16 protein-coding genes and 1 pseudogene are annotated in these 15,518 nt (G+C 64.0%); 11 read left to right on the forward strand and 6 right to left on the reverse strand.

What is annotated here, in order from left to right; genetic code table 11:
- The first annotated feature begins 177 nt into the window (after window positions 1-177).
- On the forward strand, window positions 178-1,296 hold the full coding sequence (dprA, locus tag QXZ85_RS30500; protein WP_315769470.1) for a DNA-processing protein DprA: 1,119 nt from the start codon (window positions 178-180) through the stop codon (window positions 1,294-1,296).
- 15 nt (window positions 1,297-1,311) lie between these two features.
- Here the strand turns inward: dprA and QXZ85_RS30505 are convergent, their stop codons facing one another.
- Complete coding sequence (locus QXZ85_RS30505; RefSeq protein WP_315704253.1) at window positions 1,312-1,722, reverse strand: helix-turn-helix domain-containing protein; 411 nt, start codon at window positions 1,720-1,722, stop codon at window positions 1,312-1,314.
- Window positions 1,723-1,810: 88 nt separating this feature from the next.
- Between QXZ85_RS30505 and QXZ85_RS30510 the strand changes: the two genes are divergently transcribed.
- Window positions 1,811-2,425 carry an FMN-dependent NADH-azoreductase gene (locus QXZ85_RS30510; protein WP_315769467.1) on the forward strand — a complete coding sequence of 205 codons (615 nt, stop codon included), beginning with the start codon at window positions 1,811-1,813 and terminating at the stop codon, window positions 2,423-2,425.
- A gap of 61 nt (window positions 2,426-2,486) precedes the next feature.
- On the opposite strand, the gene QXZ85_RS30515 is transcribed toward QXZ85_RS30510, so the two are convergent.
- A complete protein-coding gene (locus QXZ85_RS30515) occupies window positions 2,487-2,678 on the reverse strand; it encodes a hypothetical protein (RefSeq protein ID WP_315769466.1) in 192 nt (63 codons plus the stop codon).
- Between the two features lie 342 nt (window positions 2,679-3,020).
- Window positions 3,021-3,233 carry a hypothetical protein gene (locus QXZ85_RS30520; protein WP_315703304.1) on the reverse strand — a complete coding sequence of 71 codons (213 nt, stop codon included), beginning with the start codon at window positions 3,231-3,233 and terminating at the stop codon, window positions 3,021-3,023.
- A 249-nt stretch (window positions 3,234-3,482) separates the two neighbouring features.
- On the opposite strand from QXZ85_RS30520, the gene topA reads away from it, so the two are divergent.
- From topA to QXZ85_RS30545, 5 genes and pseudogenes are all read left to right on the forward strand, one after another.
- Complete coding sequence (gene topA / locus QXZ85_RS30525) at window positions 3,483-6,266, forward strand: type I DNA topoisomerase (protein WP_315703303.1); 2,784 nt, start codon at window positions 3,483-3,485, stop codon at window positions 6,264-6,266.
- Between the two features lie 4 nt (window positions 6,267-6,270).
- Window positions 6,271-8,658 carry a ribonuclease R gene (rnr, locus tag QXZ85_RS30530; protein WP_315744364.1) on the forward strand — a complete coding sequence of 796 codons (2,388 nt, stop codon included), beginning with the start codon at window positions 6,271-6,273 and terminating at the stop codon, window positions 8,656-8,658.
- Entirely contained in the window at window positions 8,646-9,101 is a 456-nt protein-coding gene (locus tag QXZ85_RS30535; RefSeq protein WP_315703301.1) for a DUF983 domain-containing protein, read from the forward strand. The genes rnr and QXZ85_RS30535 overlap by 13 nt, the downstream gene beginning before the upstream one ends.
- Window positions 9,102-9,133: 32 nt before the next feature.
- The gene (locus tag QXZ85_RS30540; RefSeq protein WP_315703300.1) at window positions 9,134-9,892 is read left to right on the forward strand and encodes an NUDIX domain-containing protein; all 759 of its coding nucleotides are present in this window, start codon (window positions 9,134-9,136) and stop codon (window positions 9,890-9,892) included.
- 15 nt (window positions 9,893-9,907) lie between these two features.
- Window positions 9,908-10,221, forward strand: a pseudogene (locus QXZ85_RS30545) (hypothetical protein); the annotation flags it as partial.
- Here the strand turns inward: QXZ85_RS30545 and QXZ85_RS30550 are convergent.
- Entirely contained in the window at window positions 10,183-10,692 is a 510-nt protein-coding gene (locus tag QXZ85_RS30550) for a helix-turn-helix domain-containing protein (RefSeq protein ID WP_316175447.1), read from the reverse strand. The pseudogene QXZ85_RS30545 and the gene QXZ85_RS30550 sit on opposite strands and share 39 nt — an antisense overlap.
- A gap of 158 nt (window positions 10,693-10,850) precedes the next feature.
- On the opposite strand from QXZ85_RS30550, the gene QXZ85_RS30555 reads away from it, so the two are divergent.
- Together QXZ85_RS30555 and QXZ85_RS30560 are read left to right on the forward strand one after the other, a co-directional pair.
- On the forward strand, window positions 10,851-11,633 hold the full coding sequence (locus QXZ85_RS30555; RefSeq protein WP_315703298.1) for an SDR family oxidoreductase: 783 nt from the start codon (window positions 10,851-10,853) through the stop codon (window positions 11,631-11,633).
- A 122-nt stretch (window positions 11,634-11,755) separates the two neighbouring features.
- Window positions 11,756-12,691: an alpha/beta hydrolase gene (locus tag QXZ85_RS30560; protein WP_315703297.1), complete on the forward strand. Its 936-nt coding sequence runs from the start codon at window positions 11,756-11,758 to the stop codon at window positions 12,689-12,691.
- A gap of 257 nt (window positions 12,692-12,948) precedes the next feature.
- Here the strand turns inward: QXZ85_RS30560 and QXZ85_RS30565 are convergent, their stop codons facing one another.
- Together QXZ85_RS30565 and QXZ85_RS30570 are read right to left on the reverse strand one after the other, a co-directional pair.
- The gene (locus tag QXZ85_RS30565; RefSeq protein ID WP_315703296.1) at window positions 12,949-13,143 is read right to left on the reverse strand and encodes a hypothetical protein; all 195 of its coding nucleotides are present in this window, start codon (window positions 13,141-13,143) and stop codon (window positions 12,949-12,951) included.
- 99 nt (window positions 13,144-13,242) lie between these two features.
- Window positions 13,243-13,497, reverse strand: coding sequence for a hypothetical protein (locus QXZ85_RS30570; protein ID WP_315703295.1), 255 nt, complete (start codon window positions 13,495-13,497; stop codon window positions 13,243-13,245).
- A gap of 192 nt (window positions 13,498-13,689) precedes the next feature.
- Here QXZ85_RS30570 and QXZ85_RS30575 point away from each other — a divergent pair, with 192 nt between their 5' ends.
- Together QXZ85_RS30575 and rpmG are read left to right on the forward strand one after the other, a co-directional pair.
- The gene (locus QXZ85_RS30575; protein WP_316175449.1) at window positions 13,690-15,015 is read left to right on the forward strand and encodes an LLM class flavin-dependent oxidoreductase; all 1,326 of its coding nucleotides are present in this window, start codon (window positions 13,690-13,692) and stop codon (window positions 15,013-15,015) included.
- A gap of 123 nt (window positions 15,016-15,138) precedes the next feature.
- Window positions 15,139-15,306, forward strand: coding sequence for a 50S ribosomal protein L33 (gene rpmG, locus QXZ85_RS30580; protein WP_008960778.1), 168 nt, complete (start codon window positions 15,139-15,141; stop codon window positions 15,304-15,306).
- Window positions 15,307-15,518 lie beyond the last annotated feature (212 nt).

Consider the following 15,518-nt stretch of genomic DNA (forward strand, 5'->3'; position numbering starts at 1 on the left):
TCGCATGCAACTTCCTCGCTGCGGTCGCACTCGCCTCAGCGCGCCTCTGGACTAGAGTTTATGAGTCCACGCCCTAGTTCGCGTGCTGGGATTCGCCTCAAAGGCAGCGCGGCACCCCGCTACCCTCTTCCCCACGCGCTGCGGTTGTTCCATGCTGCACCGAACCGGAGAGCAGGCGTGGACGCAGTCAGCACGACAACCGAACTCAGCGAAGCCGAGCGGCTCGACCGTCTCCGGTTGATCCGCTCCGATAATGTCGGCCCGCGGACCTTCCGCTCGCTGCTGCTCCATTTCGGCAGCGCGCGGGCGGCGCTGCAGCGGCTTCCGGAGCTGGCGCGGCGCGGAGGAGCCGCGGCCTCGGCGCGCATCTGCAGTGCGGACGAAGCGCGCGCCGAGCTTCTCGCCTGCCGCAAGCTCGGCATCAGCCTGCGCGCGCCTGAAGAAGCCGGTTACCCGCCGCGGCTCGCGATGCTGGACGATGCGCCGCCCCTGCTCGGGATTCACGGCGACAGCGAGGCGTTGATGCGGCCGATCATCGCCATTGTCGGGTCTCGCAACGCTTCGGCCGCCGGGTTGAAATTTGCCGGCCAACTCGCCCGCGAGCTCGGCGAGGCCGGCTTCGTTGTGATCTCCGGCCTTGCCCGCGGCATCGATCAGGCCGCGCATCGCGCCAGCCTGGCGAGCGGCACGGTTGCCGTGCTCGCCGGTGGTCATGACCGGATCTATCCGCCGGAACACGCAGGCCTGCTCACGGCCATCGTCACGGAGCGCGGCGCGGCGATCTCGGAAATGCCGCTGGGCCATGAACCTCGCGCCCGCGATTTTCCCCGCCGCAACCGATTGATCTCAGGCAGCGCGCTCGGTGTCGTCGTGGTCGAGGCGGCACACCGCTCCGGCTCGCTCATCACCGCACGCATGGCCGGCGAACAGGGCCGCGAAGTGTTCGCGGTGCCGGGCTCGCCGCTCGACCCGCGCGCGGCCGGCACCAACGATCTGATCAAGCAGGGCGCGACGCTGGTCACCGAGGTCGCCGACATCATCCGCGCGGTCGAACCGATCATGGAGCGGCCGCCGCAGCTTCCCTTGTACGAAGATGATGAGGAGCCGTTCGCGCCCGATCCCGAGAGCCACGATCGCGATCAGATCCTCGCTCTGCTCGGGCCCACCCCTGTCTCGATCGACGACCTGATCCGGATCAGCGGCCTCGCGCCCGCCGTGCTGCGCACGGTGCTCCTCGAGCTCGAACTTGCCGGCAGGCTCGAGCGCCACGGCGGCAGCCTGGTGTCGCTCAGCTGAGCCGAACCGAAGCGATCAGTCGCTCCCGCTGCGCAGATCAAATCGCATACGCGCGTCTTCGATCTGGTCGCGGTGCGCAATCGCCCATTCGCCAAGCGCCTTGACCGGCTGCGACAGGCCCCTGCCGAGATCGGTGAGTTCGTAATCGACGCGCGGTGGAATGGTGGGAAACACCGTTCGCGTCACCAGGCCGTCGCGCTCCAAGCCGCGCAGGGTCAAGGTCAGCATTCGCTGCGAAATGCCGCCGACCAGCCGCTTGAGTTCGTTGAAGCGCTTCGGGCCGTCGCCCAGCATCATGATGACGAACACGCTCCATTTGTCCCCGACCCGCGCGAGAATCGAGGCAGCGCCGCGGCAATCATTATGCTCGGGCTGTGGCCGTTGGGCGGCAACTTCCATGTTCTCTGGTTTCACGGATGTGCTCAGGTTTGAAAATTGTGCGTTCTTGTGCGCTGCGCCAGCAGTCACTCATATAGCGTCGGTTACAAACTTAAACCGACACAAGGTGACTGTCATGCCCAAACTCCTCCACTTGGATTCAAGCGTCCTCGGCCCCCACTCCGTCAGCCGGCAGGTCTCTGCAGCCGTCGTCGAACGGCTGCGGCAAACGGCTCCCGTCCTTGAAATCACCTATCGCGACCTCTCGGCTGTGCCCCTGCCCCACCTGTCCGGCGCGCATTTGGCCGCGGCTCAGGGCATTTCGCCGAGCGATCCCGCCATCCAGCAGGACCTTGCGACGGCACAGGCCGTGCTCGAGGAGTTCCTGGCAGCCGATATCGTCGTGATCGGCGCCCCCATGTACAATTTTTCCATCCCGAGCCAGCTCAAGGCCTGGATCGATCGGATCGCGGTCCCGGGCAAGACGTTCAAATACGGCCCGCAGGGCCCGGAAGGGCTCTCCGGAGGCAAGCGCGTGATCGTCGCGATCTCACGCGGCGGCTATTACGGCGCGGACACCCCGATGGCGGCCTTCGAACATCTGGAGACTTATCTGCGCGGGGTCTTCAGCTTCCTCGGCGTGACGGACATCGAATTCATTGCGGCCGAGGGCATCCAGGTCAGCCCCGAGCACCGCGAGCAGGCGGTCAAGAGCGCGCTCGAGGCTGCCAGCAGCTTGCGGGCGGCTTGACAATATCCGGCTGCCGCTTGCCTCGCCGGAGGCGGCAGCCGTTCCGCGACAGTCGATCCGGTCAATCCCAGACCAAGGGTGCGCCGAGCAGCAAAGCGCCCAGCGAGACCAGAAGGCCGAGCGCGCAGAACAACAGAACTGAGAGAAAACTGTCCCAGTCAGATCGTGCGGCTGCCGCCTTGTTTGCAGTCGCCTTGTTGGATGGAGCAGCCGAAACGGGCACTGATGCAGAGACGCGCGCAAGCTTTGTCATCGCAACTCTCCGAATATGAATATGTCAAATGAACTCCGCTCCCCCTTGTCCCCCTTGCTTGTCCTCCCTTGTCCCCCTTGGGGGTCTGCCCGGCCGCGACAAAGGTTCAAGTGAGAAGCAAATTCAGCGGAAAGCTCAGAGTGCCCGCGGACACGCGCACTCTGAGCTGAAGTTCCCTGCGCCCTTCTGCTTAGCCTCGATAGATCGGCGCGCCGGCCGGCGATGCGCTTGCGCCGCCATCTACAAACAGCTCCTGGCCGTCGGCGATACGACCCTGCGGCCGCGGCATCCAGGCTCGCGCCATCCGAGTTGAAGGCATACCGCGTTCAGGGGAGGCACAGCTCAGGATAAGGTGCGGCGATCGCGACGCCGCCAATGTTCCTCCGCCTCCAAGCGGGCCATGCGCAATATATAATCAAGCATGTCGAGGTCGTGGCGACGTGCCAGCCGCGCCAAGCTCTCCGTCGTTTCCGCAATGAACGCGATCGCCTCGTCCACTCCGATCTCTTCCACGCCTTCATGGGAAGAGCGCCGTCCTGCGCCGGTGGATGACATGTTTCGCTTTCGCGCTGATTTAATCAAATTGATCAAATTACGTGCATCGATGTAAAAGTACTCCTGATGCGAGCGTAACTCCAGGGCACCTCTCCGCAACCCTGCTTATACGTCGGTAGCCTTCTCGCCCCGGCTTTCAACACGCTTCGATTTGACAGGAACCGTCTCACCACCCATGTTCGGGTCAACGAGGCCTTTGGCGAATCCGCGAAACTGGCTTCAATCTTTCCCGTAAGCTACTGGAACTGCATGAATATCGTCATCGTGGAGTCGCCGGCGAAAGCCAAGACGATCAATAAATATCTGGGCTCCTCCTATGAGGTTTTGGCCTCTTTCGGCCATGTCCGCGACCTCCCGGCAAAAAATGGATCCGTCGATCCCGACCACAATTTTCGGATGATCTGGGAGGTCGATCCCAAGGCCGCCAGTCGACTGAACGAGATTGCCAAGTCGCTGAAGGGAGCGGAGCGGCTGATTCTCGCCACCGACCCTGATCGCGAGGGCGAGGCGATCTCCTGGCACGTGCTGGAGGTCCTGAAGGAGAAGCGCGCGCTGAAGGATCAGAAGATCGAGCGCGTGGTGTTCAACGCCATCACCAAGCAGGCCGTCTCCGAAGCCATGAAGCATCCGCGCCAGATCGACGGCGCGCTGGTCGACGCCTATATGGCGCGCCGTGCGCTGGATTATCTGGTCGGCTTCACCCTTTCGCCGGTGCTGTGGCGCAAGCTCCCCGGCGCGCGCTCCGCTGGGCGCGTGCAGTCGGTGGCGTTGCGGCTGGTCTGCGACCGCGAGATGGAGATCGAGAAGTTCGTTCCGCGCGAATACTGGTCATTGATCGCGACGCTGGCGACGCCCCGCGGCGAAACCTTCGAGGCGCGTCTGGTCGGGGCCGACGGCAAGAAAATCCAGCGCCTCGATATCGGCACCGGTGCCGAAGCCGAAGACTTCAAGCAGGCGCTGAACGCGGCGACCTTCACCGTCACGTCCGTCGACGCCAAGCCCGCACGGCGCAATCCGCAAGCGCCCTTCACGACTTCGACGTTGCAGCAGGAGGCGAGCCGCAAGCTCGGCTTTGCGCCGGCGCACACCATGCGCATCGCGCAGCGGCTCTATGAGGGCATCGATATCGGCGGCGAGACCACCGGCCTCATTACTTATATGCGAACCGACGGCGTGCAGATCGCACCCGAGGCGATCACGCAGGCGCGCAAGGTGATCGGCGAGATCTACGGCAACGCCTATGTGCCGGACAGCCCGCGCCAGTACCAGACCAAGGCCAAGAACGCGCAGGAAGCGCACGAAGCCATCCGCCCGACGGATCTGTCGCGCCGCCCGGCCGACCTGCGCCGGCGGCTCGACGACGATCAGGCCAAGCTCTATGAGCTGATCTGGACCCGCACCATCGCCAGCCAGATGGAATCGGCGGAGCTCGAGCGCACCACGGTCGACATATCAGCCAAGGCAGGTTCGCGCGCGCTGGAGCTGCGCGCCACCGGCCAGGTGATCAAGTTCGACGGCTTCCTGGCACTGTACCAGGAAGGCCGCGACGACGAGGAGGACGAGGACAGCCGCCGTCTGCCGCAGATGAGCCAGGGCGAGCCGTTGAAGCGGCAGGACCTCTCCGTCACCCAGCATTTCACCGAACCGCCGCCGCGCTTCTCGGAAGCTTCGCTGGTCAAGCGGATGGAGGAGCTCGGCATCGGCCGGCCCTCGACCTATGCCTCGATCCTGCAGGTCCTGAAGGACCGCGGCTATGTGAAGCTGGAGAAGAAGCGTCTGCACGGCGAGGACAAGGGCCGCGTCGTGGTCGCGTTCCTGGAGAACTTCTTCCGCCGCTACGTCGAATACGACTTCACGGCCGATCTCGAGGAGCAGCTCGACCGCATCTCCAACAACGAGATCTCCTGGCAGCAGGTGCTGAAGGATTTCTGGCGCGACTTCATCGGCGCCGTCGACGACATCAAGGATCTGCGCGTCGCGCAGGTGCTGGACTCGCTCGATGAGATGCTGGGTCCGCACATCTATCCGCCGCGCGCCGATGGCGGCGATATCAGGCAATGCCCGACCTGCGGCACCGGACGGCTGAACCTGAAGGCCGGAAAGTTCGGCGCCTTTGTCGGCTGCTCGAACTATCCGGAGTGCCGCTATACACGGCCGCTCGCCGCCGACAGCGAGGCTGCGGCCGATCGCGTGCTCGGGCAGGACCCGGAGTCCGGTCTGGACGTCACGATCAAGGCCGGCCGCTTCGGCCCCTATATCCAGCTCGGCGACCAGAAGGATTATGCGGAAGGCGAGAAGCCCAAGCGCGCGGGCATTCCCAAGGGCACGCAGCCGTCCGACGTCGACCTCGAGCTCGCGCTGAAGCTGCTGTCGCTGCCACGCGAAATCGGCCGGCATCCGGAGACGGGCCTGCCGATCACCGCAGGCATCGGCCGCTTCGGCCCGTTCGTGAAGCACGACAAGACCTATGCGAGCCTGGAAGCGGGCGACGAGGTGTTCGACATCGGCCTCAACCGCGCCGTCACGCTGATCGCCGAGAAGGTCGCCAAGGGTCCAAGCAAGCGCTTCGGCGCCGATCCCGGCAAGGCGCTCGGCGACCATCCCTCGCTCGGCGCTGTTGCCGTGAAGAGCGGGCGTTATGGCGCCTATGTCACGGCCGGCGGCGTCAACGCGACGATCCCCGGCGACAAGGACAAGGATACGATCACGCTGCCCGAGGCCATTGCGTTGCTCGATGAACGGGCCGCGAAGGGTGGCGGCAAGGCTGCGAAAAAGGCCAAGACGCCAGGGAAGACCGCAGCCAAGGCCGCCAAATCCAAGGCCGCCGAGGCCGAAGGAGAGGATGGCGACACGCCAAAGCCTGCGAAGAAGCCAGCCAAGAAAGCAGCGGTGAAGAAGGCCGCAGCCAAATCGAACTCAGAGTCCACCAGCAAGGCGCGCGCGCCGGTCGGCAAGGCCGTCAAGACCTCGGCCAAACCGTCCTCCGGCGCGAAGGCACCTGCGAAGAAAAGCGCCGGCAAGGCCCGCGGATGAGAAAATGAGCCAAAAGCGCGACATCGGCTTCCCTTCGCGGGAGGCCATCGTCGCCTTCATCCGCGCCAATCCGGGCAAGGTTGGCACCAAGGAAATCGCGCGCGAATTCGGCCTGAAGAATGCCGATCGCGCCGAGCTGAAACGAATTTTGCGCGATCTCGTCGATCAGGGCGCCGTCAAGAAGAGCGGCCGACGAGCGATCACGGAGGCCGCGTCCCTGCCGGCGACGCTCATTGCCGACATCACCGGTCGTGACAGCGACGGCGAACTGATCGCCACCCCGGCCGAATGGGACGAGGCCGAACAATCCGAACCACCGCGCATCCGCATTCACACGCCGCGCCATGCCCGCCCCGGCGCCACCGCCGGGGTCGGCGACCGCGCGTTGTTACGGATCGACTCCAGCGAAACCGCCGAAGGCGTGTCCTATCGGGGCCGCGTCATCAAGGTGCTGGATCATGCCAAGCATCGTGTGCTCGGCATCTTCCGCGCATCGCCCGGCGGCGGCGGCCGGCTGATCCCGGTCGACAAGAAGCAGGCCGGACGCGAGCTCAGCATCGCCCCCGCGGACAGCCGCGAGGCCAAGGACGGCGATCTCGTCAGCGTCGACCTTTTGCGCGGACGCGGTTTCGGTCTGCCCGCCGGCCGCGTCAAGGAGCGCTACGGCTCGATCGCGACGGAAAAGGCGATCAGCCTGATCGCGATCCACGCGCATGAAATCCCGCTCGATTTCTCACCCGCTGCAGTGCAGGAGGCCGAGGACGCCCAGCCTGCAAGCTTGAAGGGACGCGAAGACTGGCGCGAGCTGCCGCTGGTCACCATCGATCCGCCCGACGCCAAGGACCACGACGACGCGGTCCACGCCGAGCCTGATCCCGATCCGAACAACAAGGGCGGCTACATCGTCCATGTCGCCATCGCCGATGTCGCCTATTATGTACGGCCAGGTTCGGCGCTCGACCGCGACGCGCTTCGGCGCGGCAACTCGGTCTATTTCCCCGATCGCGTCGTGCCGATGCTGCCGGAGCGCATCTCCAACAATCTCTGCTCGCTGGTGCCGGGCGAGCCGCGCGGCGCGCTCGCGGTGCGCATTGTGCTCGGCGCCGACGGCCGCAAGCGTTCGCATACTTTCCATCGCGTGTTGATGCGCTCGGCGGCCAAGCTCGCCTATGCACAGGCGCAAGCGGCGATCGACGGCAGGCCGGACGACGTCGCCGGCCCCCTGCTCGAGCCGATCTTGAAGCCCCTTTACGCCGCCTATGAGGTTGCCAAGCGCGGCCGCGACGCCCGCGATCCGCTCGATCTCGATCTTCCCGAACGCAAGATCCTGTTGAAGCCCGATGGCACGGTCGACCGCGTCGTCGTGCCGGAGCGGCTCAATGCGCATCGGCTGATCGAGGAATTCATGATCCTCGCCAACGTCGCAGCGGCGGAAATGCTGGAGAAGAAATCGCTGCCGCTGATCTACCGCGTGCATGACGAGCCCGCGGTCGAGAAGGTCCACGCTCTGCAGGAATTCCTGAAGACGCTCGATGTCCCCTTCGCCAAGTCCGGCGCGCTGCGTCCATCATTGTTCAACCGCGTGCTGACCCTGGTGGCGGGGCAGGACTACGAGCAGCTGGTCAATGAGGTGGTGTTGCGTTCGCAGGCGCAGGCGGAATATTCCGCGGAGAATTACGGGCATTTCGGCCTCAACCTGCGCCGCTATGCGCATTTCACCTCGCCGATCCGCCGCTATGCCGACCTTGTCGTCCATCGTGGATTGATCCGGGCGCTGGGCCTCGGCGATGGCGCCCTGCCCGACAGCGAGACGGGAGATCATCTCGCGGAAGTCGCCGCGCAGATTTCGGTGACCGAGCGCCGTGCCATGAAGGCCGAGCGCGAGACCGCCGACCGTCTCATTGCGCATCACCTCGCCGATCGCGTCGGCGCCACCTTCCAGGGCCGTATCTCCGGCGTCACCCGCGCCGGCCTGTTCGTCAAGCTCAACGACACCGGAGCCGACGGGCTGGTGCCGATCCGCACCCTCGGCACGGAATATTTCGATTACGACGAAACGCGGCACGCGCTGATCGGCCAGCGCAGCGGCGCCATGCACCGGCTGGGTGACGTCGTCGACGTGCGTCTGGTAGAAGCTCAGCCCGTGGCCGGCGCCCTGCGGTTCGAACTATTGACCGAGGCCGACGTGCTGGTCCCGCGCCATCGGCGGCGTGAAGGTCCCAAGGCGCGCGAGAGCGTCAGAGGCAGGCTGAAATCCGAAGCCAAAAAGGGCAAAGAGGCGACATCGAAGCGCGCGAAGGCTGGGACACGGACCAAACGTCAGAAAAACGCGAAGCCGAAGACTAAACGCAAGTCCGGCACATCGAAGAAAGGCAAATCATGGACGCCATGAGCACGACCCCGAAGAGCGTGCGCCCGACGACCTGGACGCGCGACACCGGTCTGGTCGAGACGCGCGACGTCTGGAGCGCGATGAAGCGCGGCTGTCGCGGCCGTTGCCCGCGCTGCGGCGAAGGCAAGCTGTTTCGCGCCTTTCTCAAGGTCGCCGACAGCTGTGACAATTGCGGCCAGGATTTCTCCGGCCATCGCGCCGACGACCTGCCGGCCTATCTCGTGATCGTCATCGTCGGTCACATCGTGGTGCCGCTCGCGCTCTATATCGAAACCAATTATTCGCCCCCGGTCCCGCTGCAGCTGGCGATCTATCTGCCGCTGACGCTGTTCGCCTCGCTGGCGCTGCTGCAACCCGTCAAGGGCACCGTCGTCGGCCTGCAATGGGCCTTGCGCATGCACGGCTTCGACGACAATCCCGCGGAAGGCATCCCGCCGGTGTGAACGGCCAACAAACGAATGGAAATGGGGAGGACATGAGCGAGACGGCACAGACCACGGGAGCGCCGGCGGGCAAGCCCGCCGAGAAGGAGGCCGATCATCATCCCTACACCAAGCCGAGGGACGCGGCGACGCTGATCCTGATCGACCGCAGCGGACATGCGCCGAAGGTGCTGGTGGGCAAACGCCACGACAAGGTGGTGTTCATGCCCGGCAAGTTCGTCTTCCCCGGTGGACGCGTCGACAAGACGGACCATCGCGTGCCCGTGGCGGCTCCTATTCCGCCGGAGCTACAAGCCAATCTGTTCAAGGGACGGCCGCAGACGAGCGTATCGCGCGCGAAGTCGCTCGCCGTCGCCGCCATCCGCGAGGCCTGCGAAGAGACGGGCCTATGCCTGGGGCGGCGGATCGACGGCGCGCTGCCGACACTCGATGGGCCCTGGGCCCCATTTGCTCAAGCGGGCCTGCTGCCCGATCCGTCCAGCCTGTTCCTGATCGCGCGCGCAATCACTCCGCCCGGCCGCATCAAGCGTTTCGATACCCGCTTCTTCACGGCGGACGCCTCCTCGATCACCCATCGCGTCGAGGGTGTGGTGCATCCGGATGCCGAGCTCGTCGAGCTCGTGTGGGTCGAGCTCGGCTCGAAACCCCTCGCCGATCTGCACCCGATGACGAAGAATGTGCTCAACGAACTGGAGCGGCGCCTTGCCACCGGTCCGCTGCGCCACGATGCGCCGGTGCCATTCTTCCACTTCTACAGCGGCAAGATGCACAGGGACGTGCTGGGCGCGTAGACGTCAGTCTCCATCGACGCCGGGGTCCGCCTCGGCGAGCAAGTCGCGAAGGACATGATCGCAGTGCGGATCGGCCAAGACTTCCGCGGGCGGTGGTGGCTATGGGCTGGGCTCGGACTTGCCTGCCTCCCGAGGAACAGGTCAAGGCCGAGGTCGCGCGCAGGGGCGTCTTCGCGCGTGCTGGAGGATTGGTGCCCACCAATTTCCGGCTATCACTTGCATTGACCGAGCCGCAGGCAGCAGGCGCAGGCATTCGCTTACTTGTCGAAGCGCTCCGATATCGGCAACTCTCAGGGCTCCGCGCCGAGAAAGGCGCGGGTCGCCTGTAGGATTTCGTCCGACAGCTCTTCTGAATCGGAGATGCGCGCGAGCAACATCGCCCCAATCATCGCTGCCCAACTGCCGATGGCCGCGACACGCTTCTGGTGCGAATCGTCACCTGGCGCCGAGGCTATGAATTGTTCGATCTGCCGTCGCATCTCCTCGGTCAGGACGCGGCGTGTGGGCGCCGGCGCCCGCGACATCTCGGGCCCGAGCGCCGCGAAGACGCATCCCGCCCCCGCCGCATCCCGATGTTCTGGCCGCAGATACGCGCGGGCGAAGCCACGGACATCCGTCGGCAGCAAGGGTTGACGATTGCTGGACTCGAAAATGTCCGCCAGGGCCTCGGTCACGAGCTCCTGTTTACTCGCGAAGTGCCTTGGAAAGCCGCCGTGCGTCAGTCCCGCTGCGTCCATGATCTCCGCGACGGTAACACCGTCAACTCCCTTTTCCCGGAACAACTTAGCGGCCGAGTTCACGATCGCCCGCCTGCTCTCCGCCTTCTGCTCCCGGCTTCTCGCCAAAATAAATCTCCCTCAGTTCAAAAAAATGTAGATGACAACCATCATCTTTGCAATTAGATGATGATCGTCATCTACATTTGGGGACAGATGGCCCCTCCCATGGAGAAGAAGACATGTCCACTGCACTCATTACTGGCGCCTCCAGCGGCATCGGCGCCGTCTATGCGCGGCGCCTTGCCGCGCGCGGCCATGACCTCGTCCTCGTCGCTCGCGCGACGGAGCGAATGGCGGCCCTTGCGGCGGAACTGCACAAGGCGCACGGGATTGCCGTCGAAGTCCTGACTGCGGATTTGACAGATGCCGCACAGCTGCAAATGGTGGCGAACCGGCTGCGTTCGGGCAGCCCAGTCGAGATTCTGGTCAACAACGCTGGCGCGGCGCTGCTCGGCCCGTTCGAAGCGGCGGATCCCGCCGCTATGGAGCAACTGCTCAAGCTCAATGTGACTGCGCCGACCCTGCTGGCTTCGGCGGCGATCGGGGGCATGGTGAAACGCGGAAGCGGCGCCATCATCAATCTCGGTTCGGTGGTGTCGTTCATGCCCGCGTTTTTCCCGGGGATTTATTCGGCAACCAAGTCTTACGTGCTCACCTTTTCGCAGGGGCTGGCGGCCGAGGTCGGGCCTAAGGGCGTCTACGTCCAGGCCGTGGTACCGGCGGCAACCAGGACCGAAATCTGGGAACGGGCGGGTGCCGATCTCTCGAAAATTCCCAATCTCATGGGCGTCGAGGACCTGGTCGACGCGGCGCTGGTCGGCTTCGATCGGCGCGAAGCCGTGACGATACCGCCCCTTTCGGACCTTGGCCTCTGGGAGGCGTTCGAGGGCGCACGCGCGGTTCTGCCCTCAGGTTTGGGTGCGCAGCCCGCCGAGCGCTACCGCGCGTGCGCCAGCGCCTAGTCCCAACGCTCCGATCGGTCGGCGATACCGGCCGATCGGTACTCCAGCCTCATCTCGAAACGCGTAACCATCCCGTCGATCCAGCCAGCAGCCTCGATGCTGCCTTAGCAGGAATTACGGACATGAACTCTCAATCTCGTCGCACGATGATCACTGCCGGAGCGCTGGGCGCTGCGGCACTTGCGTTGCCGCTGAAGGCGCAGGCCGCCGCCAGTTCGGTGACCGCCCCCACCCAGTTCGTCGACGTTGGCGGACGCCGCCTCGCCTATCGATCCGTCGGTACGGGCAAGCCGCTGGTCCTGTGCAACCGCTTTCGCGGCGTCCTCGATCTTTGGGATCCCGCCTTCATCGACGGATTGGCCGCACAGGGCTTTCAGGTCGTAACCTTCGACTATTCAGGTCTTGGCCAGTCGACTGGCGAAAAATCCTACAATCCGATGTCGCTCGCCAAGGATGGCAAGGATCTCATCGAGGCACTCGGCCTCAAGGACGTCGCGATCGGTGGATGGTCGATCGGAGGGATCGCCGCGCAGATCTTGCTGGCAATGACCGGTCCGATGGCAAGTCATGTGGTTCTGTTGGCCACGACGCCTCCGGGCCCGCTGGTCAAGACGGGCGAGCAACTCTTCTATGATACCGCGGCAATCCCCGGCATCGCATTGGAGCAGTTCACGACTGTGTTCTTCGAACCTGCGGACGCAGGCAGCCGGGCGGCTTCAAAGCGCTCGTTCGATCGCATTATGGCGCGAAAGCAGGACCGCAGCCCCGACGTTCCGGCCGACTGGGCCATGGCGCAGATCGGCAACACGCCGCGCAATCCTGTGTTTCCGTCAGACCAGATTTTGCAGCTCTTGAAGACGACGTCGGTTCCAATCCTGCACCTGGGAGCCGACCACGACATCGTGTTCCCGATCGAGAACTGGTACGCGTTGAATCGACAACTGCCGACCCTTCATCTGATCACCTATGCGCGAGCCGGGCACGGGCCGCATCATCAATATCCAGACGAGGCTTCCGCCCAAATCGGCGCTTTCGTCAAGGCCACCAGCAAGGGCTGAACTTTTTCGAGATCGCGGAGCGAGGGCAGTCGCACGAAGGGCGATAACCGCCAACTGCTCCCTCTCTTCCGCAGCATGAGTTTGCGTGCAAAGGACGATGTCCACGTCTCTTCTTCGCGATTGTCGATCAGTCTCAAATGACGTATCCGTGGCGGATTGGACGACGACCGCTTCGGCAAATACGCCATTCCGAGTATTCGGCGTCAGTCGTTCTTCCACTTCCGACGGCGGCAAGATGCAAGGACGTGCTGGCATGATCAGCCGTCGACATCGTCCGCATCAGGCTCGGTATCGACAAAGTCCTTAACCGGGATTTTGAGCGCGCCGGCGAACTGCCGCGCCAAGGCGTTTGCGTCCTCGCAACGGCTGAAACCGCGCACATTGAGCGGCTCAGCGCCTTTGCCGCCGCACAAATTGACTTCGTACACCGCGTGCGTTGGCGTCGCCATCATCGGTAATGCTGATCAGCTTGTAGTTCGAGAGCCGTCGGACACTCCGAAGCTGGAATGGCCCGAAACTCCTCGTGATGACGATTTCGCCAGCGCTCGGACTCACCGTGGCGCCCCGCGAAAAGTCGCAATAAGGAGACCCGGAATGATGACCGCGAGGCCAAGTCCGGCAAAAATGGCGATTGCTGCCCAATCTCCCCCGGGATAGCTGGGGCTTGCCAGCACCTCGCCAAGACCAACCGCCACATTCCAAAGCAGGTAGCAGCCGGCCGCAATCAGCGGCAAAGCGATCGCCCGCCCAAGCAAAGGCATCGGTAGTTCGAGGCGAATGATGTCAGCTTCCGCTGCAGCTGCCATGAGGTACTCTCAGTGACTGGGCAGTTTGTCGGCGACTCCGCTGGACGGTTCGATGCATCGGACATGTTCGACCAGGGGAACGATATTCCCCATACGGAATGCAAATGGCAACATTCCTCCCCGAGACGGCCGATGACTCACGAACCAAACGTTCCCATGTCTTTGCAAATAACATCCAGGAAAGTGCAGCCTATGGCCCCACGTCAACTCAAGCTCGGCGCCTTCATGCGCCCGGTCTCGATTCACACCGCCGCCTGGCGTTATCCTGGAGCGTGGCCTGACGCCAATTTCAACTTCTCCCATCTGAAGCAGCTGATCCGCAAGATCGAGGCCGGCAAGTTCGACGCCTTCTTCATGGCCGACCATCTGGCCGTACTGAACATGCCGATCAATGCGCTGAAGCGCAGCCACACCGTGACCTCGTTCGAGCCGTTCACGCTGCTCTCGGCGCTGTCGGCCGTCACCGAGAACATCGGCCTGATCGCGACCGGCTCGACCACCTTCGACGAACCCTATCACGTCGCGCGCCGCTTTGCCTCGCTCGACCATATCTCCGGCGGCCGCGCCGGCTGGAACATCGTCACGACGTCCAATCCGGACGCCGCGCTGAACTTCGGCCTCGACGATCACATGGAGCATGCCGAGCGCTACAAGCGGGCGCGGGAGTTCTACGACGTCGTCACCGGCCTGTGGGATTCCTTTGCCGATGACGCCTTCGTGCGCGACGTCGACCAAGGCCTGTATTTCGATCCCGCCAAGATGCATGTGCTCGATCACAAGGGCAAATATCTGAAGGTCCGCGGGCCGCTGAACATCGCGCGCCCCGTGCAGGGCTGGCCGGTGATCGTGCAGGCCGGCGCCTCCGAGGACGGCAAGCAGCTCGCGGCCGAAACCGCCGAAGCGGTCTTCACCGGCGGCGGCAACCTCGCCGACGGAAAGACGCTCTATGCCGACATCAAGGGACGGATGGAGAAGGTCGGCCGCGATCCGGAGCATCTGAAGATCCTGCCCGGCGCCTTCGTCGTGGTCGGCGACAGTGTCGATGAGGCCAAGGAGAAACGCGCGAAGCTGGACAGTCTGGTGCATTACGACAGCGCCATTGCTTCGCTGTCGGTGATCCTCGGCACCGATGCATCCGGCTTCGATCGTGACGGGCCGCTGCCGCCGATCCCGGAGACCAATGCATCCAAGAGCGGGCGCCAGCGCATGGTCGATCTCGCCGCCCGCGAGAACCTCACGGTGCGCCAGCTGGCCCAGCGGGTCGGCGGCTACGGCGGATTGTCGTTCGTCGGCACGGCCAAAACCATCGCCGACCAGATGGAGGAATGGCTGACCAGCCGCGGCAGCGACGGATTCAACATCATGTTCCCATATTTGCCCCAGGGGCTCTACGACTTCGTCGATAAGGTGATTCCCGAACTCCAGCGGCGCGGGATCTTCCGTAAAGAGTATGAGGGGCCGACGCTGCGGGAAAATCTCGGCCTGCCCCGGCCGAAAAACCGCTTCTTCGAGGGCTAAAGGCCGGAGAATCCGGCCCGGAAACCTTGACTTTGGAGGCTGGCTGGGTAGGTTGCCCGCCAACTGCGCCCCCTCTTTGGCCGGCGCCCACTCCCACCGATTCCGTCCACAAAGGTTCAAGTCATGGCCAAAGCGGTCACCATCAAGGTCAAGCTCGTGTCGTCGGCCGACACCGGCTTCTATTACGTCGCCAAGAAGAATTCGCGCACCATGACCGAGAAGATGGTCAAGAAGAAGTATGACCCGGTTGCGCGCAAGCACGTCGAATTCCGCGAAGCCAAGATCAAGTAAGATCGCGGGTATCTGCCGACTTTGACGGGGCCTTCAAGGCCCCGTTTTTATTTGGGTTTTGACCTTTGGTCGCTTGGGCTCGACGGATCACGATCAGAGACGCCCGAACGGCACCGCATCCACAGCGTCGGCCCTTCCCCGCTCACCATCTAGCCTACCCCGCCACCCGATAATAATACCGGAGCCTCTCTCCGCTTAGGGAAACGTCAACC

Origin of the sequence: Bradyrhizobium sp. SZCCHNGR1005, from assembly GCF_032489995.1 — a bacterium.
Taxonomy (GTDB): domain Bacteria; phylum Pseudomonadota; class Alphaproteobacteria; order Rhizobiales; family Xanthobacteraceae; genus Bradyrhizobium.

Excerpts from the sequence above, each read along its gene's own strand:
- QXZ85_RS30575 (WP_316175449.1), top strand. The coding sequence starts at position 13,690 with ATGGCCCCACGTCAACTCAAGCTCGGCGCCTTCATGCGCCCGGTCTCG.
- QXZ85_RS30540 (WP_315703300.1), top strand. The coding sequence starts at position 9,134 with ATGAGCGAGACGGCACAGACCACGGGAGCGCCGGCGGGCAAGCCCGCC.
- rpmG (WP_008960778.1), top strand. The coding sequence starts at position 15,139 with ATGGCCAAAGCGGTCACCATCAAGGTCAAGCTCGTGTCGTCGGCCGAC.
- QXZ85_RS30515 (WP_315769466.1), bottom strand. The coding sequence starts at position 2,678 with ATGACAAAGCTTGCGCGCGTCTCTGCATCAGTGCCCGTTTCGGCTGCT.
- QXZ85_RS30535 (WP_315703301.1), top strand. The coding sequence starts at position 8,646 with ATGGACGCCATGAGCACGACCCCGAAGAGCGTGCGCCCGACGACCTGG.
- rnr (WP_315744364.1), top strand. The coding sequence starts at position 6,271 with ATGAGCCAAAAGCGCGACATCGGCTTCCCTTCGCGGGAGGCCATCGTC.
- QXZ85_RS30510 (WP_315769467.1), top strand. The coding sequence starts at position 1,811 with ATGCCCAAACTCCTCCACTTGGATTCAAGCGTCCTCGGCCCCCACTCC.
- QXZ85_RS30570 (WP_315703295.1), bottom strand. The coding sequence starts at position 13,497 with ATGGCAGCTGCAGCGGAAGCTGACATCATTCGCCTCGAACTACCGATG.
- QXZ85_RS30555 (WP_315703298.1), top strand. The coding sequence starts at position 10,851 with ATGTCCACTGCACTCATTACTGGCGCCTCCAGCGGCATCGGCGCCGTC.
- QXZ85_RS30520 (WP_315703304.1), bottom strand. The coding sequence starts at position 3,233 with ATGTCATCCACCGGCGCAGGACGGCGCTCTTCCCATGAAGGCGTGGAA.
- topA (WP_315703303.1), top strand. The coding sequence starts at position 3,483 with ATGAATATCGTCATCGTGGAGTCGCCGGCGAAAGCCAAGACGATCAAT.
- QXZ85_RS30565 (WP_315703296.1), bottom strand. The coding sequence starts at position 13,143 with ATGATGGCGACGCCAACGCACGCGGTGTACGAAGTCAATTTGTGCGGC.
- QXZ85_RS30560 (WP_315703297.1), top strand. The coding sequence starts at position 11,756 with ATGAACTCTCAATCTCGTCGCACGATGATCACTGCCGGAGCGCTGGGC.